Below are 13,519 nucleotides of genomic sequence, written 5' to 3'. Positions count from 1 at the left end.
GTCAGAGATGATTCTGCAGCCAGGTGGTCAACTTGCCACGGGCGCCCGGCGTTTCGCGCCCAATCGTGACGGTTGCGGTCATACCGGCCGCGAGAGTGATTTCCGGCGGAACATTATCCAGCTCCAGACGAACTGGAATACGCTGTGCGAGACGAACCCACGTGAAAATCGGGTTCACGTCTGGCAGACCAAGACGGTCTGACACGCCGTTACGGTCGTTAATACCACGACCAATGCTGACTACGTGGGCAGGCAGGATCTGCTTGTAGCCCATGAGTTTGACACGGGCGGCGTCACCAACATGCACACCGTGCATCTTGGTTTCTTCGAAGTATCCGTTGATCCAGTAACTGTGGGCATCAATCACGGCGAGACCAGGCTGACCAGCATGGGCATAATCACCGACGCGCAGATTCAGGTTGGTGATGTAGCCGTCAACGGGCGAATAAACCGTGGAACGCTGAAGGTTCAGCAGCGCCGTATTCAGTTCGGCTTTTGCTGCATTTACTTTGGCGCGTTGGGTTTCAACATTCGAGTTGAAGTCTTCCTGCTCTTCGGCAGACACAATGCCACCGAGGCCCATACGACGCTTGGCATCAGAAGATCTCAGCTTGAGGTCTTCGTCCGCACCGGCAAGGCGGGCACGGGCGGCGTCAATATCAAGGCGGAAGCGAACGGGATCAAGAACGAAAAGCGGGTCACCGCGATGGACAAACTGGTTATCCACAACAGGAACAGAAACGACTGTTCCGGAAACTTCAGGGGCTGCATCTACGACGTAGACACGAACACGACCATCGCGCGTCCATGGTGCCAATACGTAAATGTCCCACATGGTCCGACCGAGGCCAATGGCCATCGCCAGGACAATCAGAGTCAGCAGAACGCGGATTACACTGCGGGTCCAGTTCATAGCCGACCCCTCCTAGACGTAAAGGATGAGTAGACAGAGAACACAGACATAGAGCGCTATTTCAAAGAGGGCGACGTGCCAGAACCAGCTCAAAGCACCGGTTCGCCACAGAATGCTTCTCAACAGAAGTGTTACGAACACTGCTGCAACGGCGTAAATTGAGAGGGGTGCGACAAAGACGCCGAAGAGATTAACTTCCGTAAGCATCAGGCTGTGACCTTGGTGCCAACTAACGGACTGTTCGACGAACTTTCCACGGGACTCCTCGCAAGTCCGTGACGACTCCCCCAAGGGCGTAATCACGGCACAGGCGAAGTGCTTACGCCATTAACCCACGACTGGCCAGATGGCTTTGACAAAAATCAGTCATAAAATGTCTTATTTGGAATGACTGAAGAAACTCTTCAGAATGGACAGAAAGCTTTTGCCCGTAAAACGGCCAATCGGGCCGAGCAGAAGGCCAGTAACCGCCGTAATGGCAACAGACTGCTTCAGTTCGACCAACTTGCGATCACGACGAATACGCGCCTCGATCTCGACAACGTCGGGAATCGACCATGCTGCAAGAACTGCAAAAATCAGCACGAAGAACAGATCAATACCAATGACGCACAGGCTGGCTTTTACGTAGCTCAGACCCGCCACACTGATAAAGAACGCCCACAGGAAGCCATGAAAAGAGATGGCTGCGAACAGCAGGAAGACAACGGCAACAAGCGCGCACGCAACTCTCCGGCCGATTCGCATGGCAGAGCGGGAGAGAATCTGGCCTTGGGCGGAAAGGACTTCCTGACCGAGTTCAATGGGCTTCATGGAGGATCGTTCGCCTTTATTTCTAACAGGACGGGCGCAGGTCTGTGGATGGCCTGCCTCCCACCTGAAAGGTCACGTGCCGATTACTTGGAGAAACGGCCCGCCAGGAAACCGACCACAGCGGAAATCAGAATAGCGGCGATAGGCCGCGACTGCACACGCGTCGATACATTTTCAATTTCATGATCTGTGATTTTGCGGGCATTTGCAACGGCATGCTCTGTACGGTCCGCTGCCTGAAGCAGAGCCGGGTTAACATAGTCGTTCAGGATCTGCTCAACCTGCTTGCGCAGCGTCTCGATCTGGTCCTGCGTTGTCTCGGCTGCAGCTTCGATGTTCTTCTTGACGGTATCGCGGCTCATGTTCAAACCCTCATTGCAATCAAATAGGGACCTGGGAATCAGGCCCGGTATCTGGCTTCAAACGCAAAACCATTATCAGAGGTTGCATGTCCCGCCCACCCGGCGCCCCACCTTCCCCAGCACGCCGCCGCCCCGCAGCGCGGTCTGCCCCCGCCCTCAGGCTTGAAGCTTTTCGGGCAGGCCTGCGGGGTGAGGCGTTCGACCTGACGGTTTCTGAAGGCGAGACAGTTACGGCCTATGGAACAGACCAGGCTGCGCTATCCGGCCTGTTAGACCTGATCGCGGGCTTTTCTCCCCCAATGGGCGGCCGCGTGCTTGTGCAGGAGACGGACGTTACATCCCGGCCCGCCGGACAGCGCAGCATTGTCCTGATCAGTGCCCGCGATCCGCTGTTTCCGCACCTCGATACGCGCAGTAACATTGTTTTTGCGCTTCGTGCTCAGGGACAGAGCCGTGCAGAAGCCGATGCTGCCGCAGGCCGCATGATGTCCCTGCTGGGGCTGGACGGACTGGGAAATCTTTCCCCCCAGGACCTCAATCCCGAGCAGACATTCCGTGCAATGCTGGCCCGTGCACTTGTAACCTCACCCGCTATTCTGCTGCTCGACAATCCGTACACAAATCTGGACATACAGGCTGGCAAACGCATCGCCTCCTTACTCTCCAAACTGTCACGAGCGCGAAACCTCAGTGTGCTGCAAAGCGTCACGCGCAAAGAAGACGCCCTACGTGCCGGAGGACAGATTGCCCTCTTTGATGAACAGGCTCTGCTTCAATGCGGAACAGCAGCCGAACTGTATGATCGCCCATCAGACGTTGGTGTAGCGACACTCTTTGGTGAAGCCAACGCCCTGACCGGACAGGTTCTGGACATTGCCGATGACGTCGCGCGCGTGCAGTTGGCATGCGGTGGCATTGTTGAAGCTCTCGCGTCCGACGATACGCTGCAGGAGGGTCATGCCTGTCTGGTCTGCGTCCGTCCGGATCGGATCTCGCCCTTTTTCGGCAGCCAATCTCTCGGCCTTGACGATGAAGAAGCACCACCTGTCCGCGGCACACTGACGGACAGCGTTCATCTTGGCGATCATATCAGAATGCGGGTGCGCTGCCCGGATGGCACCGAGATTGAGCTCCGGCGGCCGCCCCTCCAAGCCCAAAAGCTGCCACGAGCCGGAGCCGCCGTTCAGCTTGCCTGGCCAGCCGGGCACGCAACGGCCTTTCCGCTTCGTGCTGACCTGTATTAAAGTGCCGCCGCAATCGGTCAGGCATCCGCGCCTGACTTCTTCATGCTGATTGAGGACACCATTCTGACCCGGCCCGCTTTCTTTCTGCGACATACGCTCCCGGCACGATGCCGGGCGGGTCTCGGTCGTATCATGCGCCCTGCAGCACTTCTGACGGGTCTGCTTGCGATCCAGGTGTTGCCTGCCAACCTGCATGCACACGCAACATCTGCGAACGGCGTCCATTCGTCAGACGACATTGGAGATTTCTTTTCTCATGTCGGGCATAGTGTCGCCTCTGTCTTCTCGCCATCAGAAGCCTCGGCACACGCACACAAACGAGCGGCTGCGCGCCATTCCACAAAACATCGTCGCACAGCAAAACCCGCTCCCCCTTCCCCGGGCTGGGCTATTCCTGAAGGCGCGGTGACTGCGAATGCTCTGATCACCAGCGACAAGTCCCTGAAGCAGGTTGAATGGGACGGTCAAAAAACAACACTGGATTCAGGCGTTCATTCATCGACCCCAAGTTGGGCCGCTATCCTGCTAAATGGCAGCCAGCTTGCAGATGCGTGCCAAAAAGGCTGGGTTCACCCTCTGGGAGGCACTACGGGATGTGGCCTTCCCGGAGGCCAGACAATCATGGCGCTTGCATGGGATCGCTCCCGCCTCCCTGCCGCCCCCAACTGGAAAGACTTCTGGGATGTAGCGCGTCATCCAGGGCGGCGCGGTCTTTATCTTGGTGCGCGAACGACGCTGGAAATTGCCCTGCTTGCAGATGGCATAGACTCCCGGGACATTTATACCGCGCTTTCAACGCCAGCCGGGATCAGCCGGGCGTTTCACAAACTGGATCTGCTTCGACCTTATATTGTGTGGTGGAAAACACCCGATGATGCAGCCCGGATCATGGAGCAAAGCAGCGCGCTCATGACCAGCGCCCCCATGACAGAAATTTCCAGCGTCAGCATGAAAGTCAAAGCGGGGCCAGCGGCTTCTCTTTTTGTCGCGCAGCCAGATCAAACTCTTAGCACCGCACTTTATTGGGCAATCCCGGCCAATAATCCTGAAACCGCAGCACAGAAAACCCTGACCCAGTTGCATACTCAGTCTCCCCACCTGAACGACATGCCCGAAAGCGTTCTGGATCCGAGAGGAACTGCCCTGTCCGTCAATGATGCGTTCTGGACCAAATATGGCGATCAGCTGGAACAGCAGTTTCAGGACTGGTACGGCAGCAGCAAGCCATGATGGCCATTTCCATGCGGCTTCACCTGCCCGCCATTATACTTGGTCTCCTCCTTGGTTGTGGCGTCATCACACTGCTGATGCGTCTTTTGCCTGCCAGACACGTGCGCCTTCTCGGCCTGCTGGTTTTACTGCCAGGTCCGGCGCTCGCCTTTGCGCTTCCTGAACTCCAGCGCGCTGGTCTGAGCTTTGTCGGCCGGCATTATGACCTTGTCCAAGGCATTCTGATTTCCCCAGCCATCATGATGCCGTTTGGGGCAACGTTACTTGGGCTCCCCATGGGGACAACGCGTGCGGCAATCGGCCTGGGAGCGGATTTGACGACGCGCCTGAAACTGATTTGGCTTCCTCTGCTTTTACCTGCTGCCCTGCTTTCCCTGACAATAGCGGTTCTGTTGTCCCTCGGCTGTGTGATACTGGATCGGCCATGACTTCAGTTTCTCCTTTCTGGCAGACCACGCCGCTAGATCAGATGACGTCCGAACAATGGGAATCCCTTTGTGATGGGTGTGGGCGTTGTTGCCTGAACAAGCTCCGTGACGAAGATACGGACGAGATCGTCTACACGACCGTTGCGTGCCGACTTCTGGACACGCAGACCTGCCGTTGCACAGACTATCCAAAACGCCATCGTAAGGTGCCGGACTGCGTCACATTAACTCCTGAACTGCTAGCCGAAATCGACTGGCTTCCTCCAAGCTGCGCCTATCGATTGCTGCGTGACGGATTTGATTTGCCTGAATGGCATCCCCTGCGCTCCGGGACACGCGACAGCGTTCTGATGGCTGGCGCTTCTGCGGGAGGGCGTTGTGTAAGCGAGCGCCGCGCTGGTCCGCTGGAGAACTACATTGCCGCATGGCCAGGAGAATGGCCCGCAAACGCTCCGGCCTGCATCTCCAGAAAACGCTCCGGCTAACCCCATGCTTCCGCCGACCGTCCCTCTCGTATGGAGACGTTCGCCTCGTGCACGCCGCATGACCCTCCGCATTGATGCTCAAGACGGCAGGGTTGTTGTTACGCTGCCCCAGCGCATCAGCCATCAGCAGGGTCTTGCTTTCGTCCATCAGCATATGGACTGGATTACGTCCTCTCTCGCTACCCTGCCTGAAAAACGTGTGCTGGCTGACGGGCACGAAGTCATGATCGAAGGATTGCCAGTTCCCATTCTGCATGAGCCAGATGCCCGCCGCGGCACATGGCTGGATTCAGATGGCCTTCATGTCAGCGGAGATGCCGCTCATACCGAACGTCGCGTAAGAGACTTTCTTCACAGCCTGGCCAAAGAGCGCCTCTCAAAGGCTGTTGCACTTCACGGTAAAAGAATGGGTCTTGCTCCCTCCCGTGTCGATCTACGTGAAGTCCGGTCTCGATGGGGCAGTTGCACCCGAAAAGGACGCATCATGTTGAGCTGGCGTCTGGTCATGACGCCGCCGGAAATTCGAGATTACGTCGTGATCCATGAACTCGCTCATCTTCAACATTTTGACCACAGCGCTGCTTTTTGGGGCTTAGTTGACAGATTTTGCACAAATGGACGCACAGGACGTCTTGCAGCAGAGCGCTGGCTGAGCCAAAACGGGACCGCCCTGCTGCGAGCAGCATGAGGCGTGTGCGAGCTTGGCGGAATGGTAGACGCACGAGACTTAAAATCTCGAGTCCGTAAGGGCGTGCGGGTTCGAGTCCCGCAGCTCGCACCACATATAAGTTATTGGAAATAACCGGCTTTTAGGGTTTTCAGCAACCCGGAGCCCCCATTCTTCTACAAAGGGCTTCTACAAAACGAGCCCTGTCGTGCTGATTCGTCTGCAATCCGGTTTCCATTTCAGACGCGGGATTCCCGTTCGTTTTCGGCCTGCTCTGGGGAAACGGGAAATCTGGCACTCTCTAGAAACCCTCGACAGAAATCTTGCCAGAACCCGTGCCTGTGCCATGTATGGACTGACCTCTCAGCTTTTCGAGTGCATCAGTCTGGCCATGTCTTCATCGGAAGAAACATCCTCGCTCAACAAAGCGGTTGAGACCTTTCAGGAGGCTCTGGCCACATCTGACCTCCATCCTGTCCAGCAGGACCTGTTCCAGTCCATTGTCGAGACCTACGACAGTGAGATTCAGGCTCTGAAGGCTCGCTACAAAACCATGAATGCCGAGCATCTTCTGGCACGAATGGAAGACCATCAGCGGGTTTCCAGCGTTCTTGAGAAGATTGGCCCCGAAATCAACGCTCTGACCGACATCATTCACAAGCAAGAAAATCCGCGAGAACCCAGGACGAAGAGGCGCCATCAGAGCAGGGTGCCGGACAGAAACACGCAAAGCCATTCAGCCGACAATAGAGCTGTTTTTGAGATGCTCCGGTCTCTATCATCGAAGGTAGAAGGCCGGAAGGTTTCGGGGGCTTACTGTTTTCTCTTCCCGCTACACTCCGACAAAGGTAAATCAGCCTGACGCTGCAAAGAAAGCTAAATGCGCCAGAAAGTATGGGTGATTCCCAAAAAAGAATGGCGAAACACGATTATTCCCGTTCCCACCGAACTAATAGAGGCCGATACTCTGAACTCGAATAATAGGGCATGTGATTTATATTTCATTCCAGATCTCAATACCTCGAAACAGGATGTCAGAAGCATAGCTTTTGGACACCCCGTCTCAAGGATGAAAACTCGATTTGAACGTCCGGCTAAAATTACGTTCCGCTCGTTCTGAAGTAGCGTTTTCCATACAGTTGCAAATTGCGACTGTGGATATGCGGGAACTCTGGATAGATCAGTTTCTGGGATATGAGACAACGCCTAAAAGCCAAGACACCTCGACTTGCCTAGGCGGCATTACGCCAACTGTCGTATGTCAAAAAAAAATTGATACCCTACATCTCAAGGTATGCTATGGATCTCGGCCCACAGTATGAGGCATATGAATGTATATTTCTTTCCATTGCGTAGATTGCTGCCAATAAATTATCTTATATCCACCAATTAATCGTCTTTATCGACAATAAATAAAAATGCGTATATTGGATTAAATACAAATGAATAGAAAATCAAACATAAAAATAAGGCATTTAAACGTTATAAAAAATATATATAATATACAAAATCTTAAAAAGACCTCAGAAGTCATGTCTTTAACCCCGGCTGCCATCTCTAAGACCTGTATAGAATTTGAAAAAATTATAGGAAAAACTCTTTTCTCAAGAACCATACATGGGTTGGTTCCGAATGAAATTGCTAAAAGAGTTGTCGAATCAAGCATCTTGATCGAAAAAGAAATAGATAGGATGATCCTAGATATAGATAGTATATACAACAAGAAGAGCTATATCAATATATCCTTCCAATCGAATTCTATTGTTTCAGAGATGATGAAATGTGTGCTGTCAATTGCTTCATCAAAAAATATAAATTTTACAGTTAATTATGGATCTCGAGATGAATTATTTTCTTCTTTATCGAAGGGAAAGACAGATATAATATTTGCTAGTGCCTATAACGAAATAATAGATGATAGAATCAACTATAAACATATTGTCAGCGACAAGTGCGTTATAATTGATAGAAATGGAGCTTATTCTATTAAAGAAATTATTGAAAATTGGCATGCCCTTCAAGAAAAAGTATGGATTTTGCCAGTCCGAGGGACTGCGATGCGTGATAGGTTTGATTCTATTCTTGAATATAACGGATTAAAAACCCCTGAAAATCTTATTGAATTAAATTCAATCCTAGGAACAGCCAGTTTGATGAACAGTCCGGAAACTATTGGAATGTCTACAATATCTCACTTAAAATCGATAAATTTCCAAGACAGTAAGATTCTTGAGGAAAAATCCGATATAACACTTAATGTTGGCGTGTATTGGAGACGAGATTCAAAAAAAATAATTTCAGATGCAGTAGTTTTTTTTTTCAAAATAATATAAATGTATAAATAGAACTTAATATGCCAATAATACCACTTGGTGTGTGGGGTAAGAAACTATCGTATTAGAGTATTACTTCTGAATCTGCGGAGGAGATAAGAGGAAATAATCTGAGTAACTCTAAACTCTGTTTTCCTTAATGAGGCTGACCGATGACTGGCAGCATATGGTCGACAGCACCTTATTCTGTGTCCATTCAGAGGCCACTGGGGCACAAGAGGAAAGCTCATACGGAAGCATCTGGTCGATCACCCAGAGACTTTACGAGAAAAATCCATGTCCGCTGTGATAATCAGGGACGTCCTCTTGGCTTTGTACTCACCGGCAGGCAGGTCTCGGACTACAAACCCACAGACGCCCTGATGGAAATTTCCGCTTCCAGACCCCAGGGTAATGCTGACCGACCGGAGCTATGACAGCGACAGCTTTTGCCAGGATCTGTTGGTCCACGGGATCCTGGCGGTTATTCCTGTACGCAAAAGCCGAAGTGCGCCTCAGAAAACAGACTGACAGCGTTACCGGAACCGCATCGAGCGGATACTTGACAGGCTCAAGCAGATGCGCCGTATCGCCACCCGCTACGACAAAACCGCCCTGTTTTTCATACCCTTCCTCAGTCTCGCCGCAGCAAGGCTCGAGGGGCAGATCTTTTGTCAACGTGACCTGAGAATTTAGGTCAGTTCGGCGCTTTCAGTTTTCTGACGATGTTGCTGGTTGAACATCCATCTACAAGATTGGCCAGAACCACTTTTCCACCAGCCGCCTTGACTACGTCCCCACCGACCACATCTTCTTCCGCGTAGTCAGCGCCTTTTACCAACACGTCCGGAACAAGTGTCTCGATCACATGAAGTGGGGTATCCTCGTCGAAGATCACCACAAGATCGACGTCACGCAAGGCACTCACGACCATAGCGCGTGCGTCTTCTGACTGCACCGGGCGTGTCTCCCCTTTCAGTCGTCGAACAGAGGCATCACTGTTAAGCCCTACGACAAGCTTATCACCTTGAGCCGCCGCAGCCCGCATAAGAGACACATGCCCTGGGTGAACAAGATCAAAACAGCCATTTGTGAATACAACACTGGCGCCATGTCTACGCCAGTTGGAAACTATGGATTTGGCCATTTCCAAAGATGCAACCCGGCCATCACTTCCCATGTCCTTGCTTAATGCGTGGCTGAGTTCGTCACGGGAAACGGCAACTGTTCCCACCTTACCCACGGCAATGGATGCTGCCAGCGTCGCCATAACCACGGCCGTATCCAGATCATGGCCTGCAGAGATCACGGCCGCTACAGTCGCAAGAACTGTATCTCCTGCACCAGAAACATCGAAGACTTCTGATTTGTGCACGGATTGATGAAAGACATGTCCATCGCGTTGCCACAACGTCATACCTTCTTCCGAACGCGTTAACAGGACGTCTCCACCAAATTGCCCTGAAAGAACACTGGCGGCGCGCAGAACATCGTCATCCGTCTTCAAGAACAGCCCTGTGGCCTGAGCGGCTTCAGCCCGATTAGGGGTTACAAGAGAGGCGCCACGATAAATCGAGAAATCCCGACTTTTGGGATCAACGATGACTGGGATATTCTTTTCCCGTGCAGCCTCGATAATTGCTGACAAAACCTGCGGAGAGAGAACTCCTTTGGCATAGTCAGAGCAAACAAGAACAGAAGCGCCCTCTAACGCCCTAAGAGTTGCGGCAATGATGGCATTCTTGATATCCGCATCGAAATCAACGACGACTTCTTCATCAATCCGAACAATCTGCTGGTTAGAGCTCATCACACGAGTTTTGGAAATTGTTGGCCAGTTGGGCACTTCGACAAGAGCACTCATGTCGATATCGGCATAAGACGCAATTGAACGCCGCAAGGTATCGGCGTTTTCGTCTCGACCAACAACGCCAATCAGATTGACCGGGCATCCAAGAGCAGCGGCATTGACAGCCACGTTTGCTGCTCCTCCAGGTACGTTAGAGCCCCCGGAGCGCAGAACAACAGGAACAGGAGCCTCAGGAGAAATTCTATTGACTGCCCCAGTTATATACCGATCCAGCAATACATCGCCGACAACAACAATTTTTTTAAATAAGAAATTTTCGATCATGATCTATAAATAATCTTTGATACTGTGGCCAGTTTTTGCGAGATCACAAATAATATATTGATTTTTCCATTCAAAGTCTATCCAGCAGTTTCAAGATAGGATCGTCCCTTGTCACTGCATGAATTTTGGAGCCTTTTAAAACTTCTCTGCCTCTGAATGCCTGGCTCTACCACTAAAATGCTCGTGATACGCCTGCTGCAGACTTCATTTTCCACAAAGCGAGTCACCTTAAAACTCCGATTGTGACGGCTCACTTTGCTCGCAGGGTTATATCATGCGTGACCAAGGTCATGACTCACTTCACTCTCCAACAGCGTTCTCAGCGAAAAAGGCTGACTAGGTCTGCCTCCTCCGCATAACAGAATGGCTCGCTCTCTCATTGAGCGACGCAAGCGCCTGACACATGCTGAGTAGCTACTCGCGGCCAATAGGCGACCGTCAGTTCGCTTTGGATTGCTTCAATCTGCGACTGTATCCAGTGCATGTATTCATGCAGCCCACGAATGATAATCTCTTCTGCGGTCTGATCTTCGAGACTTGCCCGTAAATCAGCCAGACGTTCCTGCACAGGATAGCATTGCTTGCGCAAATTGTAGTGCGTGGACAAGGCCCCCAAAACACTATCTGTCTGTCGCAAATTCAAGGCAAGAGAGCGTGGAAATCCTTCGTTCTTCAGCAGAAATCCAACCACATTTGCTGGCGTTGTCGTGACCGGCTGCAAACGTCGAAATGCATGATATGCCGCAGCGGAACGCAGGACAGATGCCCACTGCGTTGTATCAATTTCAGAGCCAACCTCTTCTTTGGGAAGGAGCGTATGATATCGCGTATCTATGAGGCGGGTAATCTGGTCGCTCCGCTCCAGATGCCGCCCCAGAAGGTAAAAGAGCCATGCCTGATCGCGGTATAAAGTGCCTTCGGTTACGCCTGTATGGGTCTGGCAGTCCTGCTTGATGCGATTACACAACGCAGAAAGGCCAGTCCTGCGGATATCGGACGCCTGAAGATCAAGGACCCAGCGTGTGAAGACGTTCAACTGCATCCACATTTCTGTGGAAATTAGTGGACGAACCGAGCGGGCATTTTCACGAACAGAGTTGGCCATCGCCTTGATGGAACTCGAATTTGCAACATCCGTAATGTAAAACTGTAGATAATCCTGCTCGGTAGCCGCTGGATAAAGAGCGCTGAACCGCTCTTCGTCTGAATTGATCTGAACGATTGTATCCCAGGACGTCCGTCCGTCCGGGCCTCGTACGAACGCCTCGGTCACCTCAATCAGACGCGCTAGATTTTCAATCCGCTCCATGTAGCGCGCCAGCCACATCATGCTCTCGGCATAGCGGGACAGAAGGGTATTCAGGCCGGGAAGCATGCCTGATGCCGTTGGGGAAAGCTGTGTCATACGGACATCACCCATGTATCCTTCGATCCTCCGCCCTGAGAAGAATTAACAACCAGAGATCCTTTGCGGAGAGCCACACGCGACAAGCCCCCCGGCAGCACCCACGTCGTTTTTCCAGTTAATGCGAAGGGACGCAGATCAACATGCCGCGCCTCCACGCCTGCGTCACACAGGGTTGGTGTTACCGAAAGATCGATCACCGGCTGGCTGATGTAATTGGAAGGGTTCTCCGTCAGCCGACGCCTGAATTCCTCGAGCTCACTTTCCGTTGCGTGCGGCCCTATCAGAAGCCCATAGCCTCCGGACTCTCCGACGGGTTTGACGACAAGCTTCTCCAGATTGGCCAAAGTAAAAGCCAGCCCTTCTGGCTCAGCGCAGATGTGCGTTTCAACGCTTCCCAGAATGGGTTCTTCTTCCAGATAGTATCGGATAATCCGCGGCATATACGCGTACACGGCCTTGTCATCCGCAACCCCGGTCCCGAGAGCGTTGGCAATCGTCACGTTGCCTTGACGGTAGGCTTCCACCAGTCCGGGAACGCCCAGAAGACTTTCCGGATTGAAAGCCAGCGGGTCCAGGAAAGCGTCATCAATGCGTCTGTAGATCGAATGCACCGGTCGGAGCCCAGCGACAGTTCGCATGTAAACATGGTTGTTTTCAACGAGGAGATCTCGCCCCTCAACAAGAGGAACACCCATCTCGCGTGCCAGAAAGACATGCTCGAAATAGGCTGAGTTATAGATCCCGGGAGACAAGAGAACGACCTGCGGGTTGGTTACGCCTTCCGGTGCGACATCGCAAAGCGCCCGATGCAGACGCAGCCCATAATCCTCTACCGAACGAAGAGGCATCCCTGATGCCAGATCCGGCATCAACCGCAGCATCATGTGTCGGTTTTCAATGACGTATGACACGCCTGACGGGGTTCTGGCGTTGTCTTCCAGAACGAGGAACTGCCCGCTGCGATCGCGGATCAGATCCGTTCCATTAATATGGACATACACACCACCCGGGACATCAACGCCGACCATAGCCTGACAGTAATTGGCATTTTTCAGAACCAGATCCGCGGGAATGATACCGTCCTGCAGGATCTTGCGATCATGATAGATGTCCCACAGGAAAAGATTGATCGCCTTGACGCGCTGCTGCACGCCTTTTTCGATAAACGCCCATTCGTCGGCTGTCAGAACGCGGGGGATCACATCAAAAGGTAAAACCCGGTCAATGGCCTCCCGGTCAGAGTAAACCGTGAAGGTGATACCAAGACGGTACAACTGGGTTTCCGCATTGGATGTACGGTGGCGGAGTTCCTTGATGTCGAACTGGGACAGCCTTTCCTGAACCAGTTGCAGGGCCTCAGGTAACGCCTCTCCCCGGTTCATCAGTTCACAGAAAAACGCGGGCTTGAGATAAGCGGAGAAAATGCCGGCTTCCTGGACCTGGGATTGCAAGACGTTGGACCTCATCTGTTTGCCCCGTTTCCTTACCCGACAGCTGTATGAACCATACCCGGCCGGATCATT

14 protein-coding genes and 1 tRNA gene are annotated in these 13,519 nt (G+C 52.5%); 8 read left to right on the top strand and 7 right to left on the bottom strand.

Annotated elements, in window-relative coordinates; translation table 11 throughout:
- Window position 1: 1 nt before the first annotated feature.
- From KP702_RS06490 to KP702_RS06475, 4 genes are all read right to left on the bottom strand, one after another.
- Window positions 2–913 (bottom strand): HlyD family secretion protein, encoded by a 912-nt coding sequence (locus KP702_RS06490; RefSeq protein ID WP_046900790.1) that lies wholly within the window; start codon window positions 911–913, stop codon window positions 2–4.
- Between the two features lie 12 nt (window positions 914–925).
- The gene (locus KP702_RS06485; RefSeq protein WP_007284708.1) at window positions 926–1,120 is read right to left on the bottom strand and encodes a DUF1656 domain-containing protein; all 195 of its coding nucleotides are present in this window, start codon (window positions 1,118–1,120) and stop codon (window positions 926–928) included.
- Between the two features lie 171 nt (window positions 1,121–1,291).
- Window positions 1,292–1,726, bottom strand: coding sequence for a hypothetical protein (locus KP702_RS06480; RefSeq protein WP_064274741.1), 435 nt, complete (start codon window positions 1,724–1,726; stop codon window positions 1,292–1,294).
- An 83-nt stretch (window positions 1,727–1,809) separates the two neighbouring features.
- Window positions 1,810–2,088, bottom strand: coding sequence for a hypothetical protein (locus KP702_RS06475; RefSeq protein WP_046900788.1), 279 nt, complete (start codon window positions 2,086–2,088; stop codon window positions 1,810–1,812).
- 86 nt (window positions 2,089–2,174) lie between these two features.
- Between KP702_RS06475 and KP702_RS06470 the strand changes: the two genes are divergently transcribed.
- From KP702_RS06470 to KP702_RS06435, 8 genes are all read left to right on the top strand, one after another.
- Window positions 2,175–3,332 carry an ABC transporter ATP-binding protein gene (locus KP702_RS06470; protein ID WP_202207192.1) on the top strand — a complete coding sequence of 386 codons (1,158 nt, stop codon included), beginning with the start codon at window positions 2,175–2,177 and terminating at the stop codon, window positions 3,330–3,332.
- A gap of 42 nt (window positions 3,333–3,374) precedes the next feature.
- On the top strand, window positions 3,375–4,562 hold the full coding sequence (locus KP702_RS06465; RefSeq protein ID WP_252348566.1) for an extracellular solute-binding protein: 1,188 nt from the start codon (window positions 3,375–3,377) through the stop codon (window positions 4,560–4,562).
- Complete coding sequence (locus tag KP702_RS06460; RefSeq protein ID WP_215750985.1) at window positions 4,559–4,990, top strand: hypothetical protein; 432 nt, start codon at window positions 4,559–4,561, stop codon at window positions 4,988–4,990. Before KP702_RS06465 ends, KP702_RS06460 begins: the two co-directional genes overlap by 4 nt.
- The gene (locus KP702_RS06455) at window positions 4,987–5,475 is read left to right on the top strand and encodes a YcgN family cysteine cluster protein (RefSeq protein WP_215768669.1); all 489 of its coding nucleotides are present in this window, start codon (window positions 4,987–4,989) and stop codon (window positions 5,473–5,475) included. Before KP702_RS06460 ends, KP702_RS06455 begins: the two co-directional genes overlap by 4 nt.
- Window positions 5,476–5,479: 4 nt before the next feature.
- Window positions 5,480–6,163, top strand: coding sequence for a M48 family metallopeptidase (locus KP702_RS06450; RefSeq protein WP_215768668.1), 684 nt, complete (start codon window positions 5,480–5,482; stop codon window positions 6,161–6,163).
- Window positions 6,164–6,170: 7 nt separating this feature from the next.
- Window positions 6,171–6,256, top strand: a tRNA-Leu gene (locus KP702_RS06445).
- Window positions 6,257–6,350: 94 nt separating this feature from the next.
- The gene (locus tag KP702_RS06440) at window positions 6,351–7,004 is read left to right on the top strand and encodes a DUF6538 domain-containing protein (protein WP_237389917.1); all 654 of its coding nucleotides are present in this window, start codon (window positions 6,351–6,353) and stop codon (window positions 7,002–7,004) included.
- A 580-nt stretch (window positions 7,005–7,584) separates the two neighbouring features.
- A complete protein-coding gene (locus tag KP702_RS06435; RefSeq protein ID WP_215768701.1) occupies window positions 7,585–8,475 on the top strand; it encodes a hypothetical protein in 891 nt (296 codons plus the stop codon).
- A gap of 676 nt (window positions 8,476–9,151) precedes the next feature.
- Here the strand turns inward: KP702_RS06435 and rfaE1 are convergent.
- The 3 genes from rfaE1 to KP702_RS06415 form a co-directional block, all read right to left on the bottom strand.
- On the bottom strand, window positions 9,152–10,588 hold the full coding sequence (gene rfaE1 / locus KP702_RS06425) for a D-glycero-beta-D-manno-heptose-7-phosphate kinase (protein WP_202207188.1): 1,437 nt from the start codon (window positions 10,586–10,588) through the stop codon (window positions 9,152–9,154).
- A gap of 376 nt (window positions 10,589–10,964) precedes the next feature.
- Window positions 10,965–11,963 (bottom strand): alpha-E domain-containing protein, encoded by a 999-nt coding sequence (locus KP702_RS06420; RefSeq protein WP_237389932.1) that lies wholly within the window; start codon window positions 11,961–11,963, stop codon window positions 10,965–10,967.
- A gap of 26 nt (window positions 11,964–11,989) precedes the next feature.
- The gene (locus KP702_RS06415) at window positions 11,990–13,462 is read right to left on the bottom strand and encodes a circularly permuted type 2 ATP-grasp protein (protein WP_202207186.1); all 1,473 of its coding nucleotides are present in this window, start codon (window positions 13,460–13,462) and stop codon (window positions 11,990–11,992) included.
- Window positions 13,463–13,519: the final 57 nt, after the last annotated feature.

Source organism: Gluconobacter sp. P5B12, assembly GCF_018812035.1.
Classification (GTDB): domain Bacteria; phylum Pseudomonadota; class Alphaproteobacteria; order Acetobacterales; family Acetobacteraceae; genus Gluconobacter.
This window is presented reverse-complemented; position numbering and strand designations above follow the sequence as displayed.

Excerpts from the sequence above, each read along its gene's own strand:
- KP702_RS06490 (WP_046900790.1), bottom strand. The coding sequence starts at position 913 with ATGAACTGGACCCGCAGTGTAATCCGCGTTCTGCTGACTCTGATTGTC.
- KP702_RS06485 (WP_007284708.1), bottom strand. The coding sequence starts at position 1,120 with ATGCTTACGGAAGTTAATCTCTTCGGCGTCTTTGTCGCACCCCTCTCA.
- KP702_RS06480 (WP_064274741.1), bottom strand. The coding sequence starts at position 1,726 with ATGAAGCCCATTGAACTCGGTCAGGAAGTCCTTTCCGCCCAAGGCCAG.
- KP702_RS06475 (WP_046900788.1), bottom strand. The coding sequence starts at position 2,088 with ATGAGCCGCGATACCGTCAAGAAGAACATCGAAGCTGCAGCCGAGACA.
- KP702_RS06470 (WP_202207192.1), top strand. The coding sequence starts at position 2,175 with ATGTCCCGCCCACCCGGCGCCCCACCTTCCCCAGCACGCCGCCGCCCC.
- KP702_RS06465 (WP_252348566.1), top strand. The coding sequence starts at position 3,375 with ATGCTGATTGAGGACACCATTCTGACCCGGCCCGCTTTCTTTCTGCGA.
- KP702_RS06460 (WP_215750985.1), top strand. The coding sequence starts at position 4,559 with ATGATGGCCATTTCCATGCGGCTTCACCTGCCCGCCATTATACTTGGT.
- KP702_RS06455 (WP_215768669.1), top strand. The coding sequence starts at position 4,987 with ATGACTTCAGTTTCTCCTTTCTGGCAGACCACGCCGCTAGATCAGATG.
- KP702_RS06450 (WP_215768668.1), top strand. The coding sequence starts at position 5,480 with ATGCTTCCGCCGACCGTCCCTCTCGTATGGAGACGTTCGCCTCGTGCA.
- KP702_RS06435 (WP_215768701.1), top strand. The coding sequence starts at position 7,585 with ATGAATAGAAAATCAAACATAAAAATAAGGCATTTAAACGTTATAAAA.
- rfaE1 (WP_202207188.1), bottom strand. The coding sequence starts at position 10,588 with ATGATCGAAAATTTCTTATTTAAAAAAATTGTTGTTGTCGGCGATGTA.
- KP702_RS06420 (WP_237389932.1), bottom strand. The coding sequence starts at position 11,963 with ATGCTTCCCGGCCTGAATACCCTTCTGTCCCGCTATGCCGAGAGCATG.
- KP702_RS06415 (WP_202207186.1), bottom strand. The coding sequence starts at position 13,462 with ATGAGGTCCAACGTCTTGCAATCCCAGGTCCAGGAAGCCGGCATTTTC.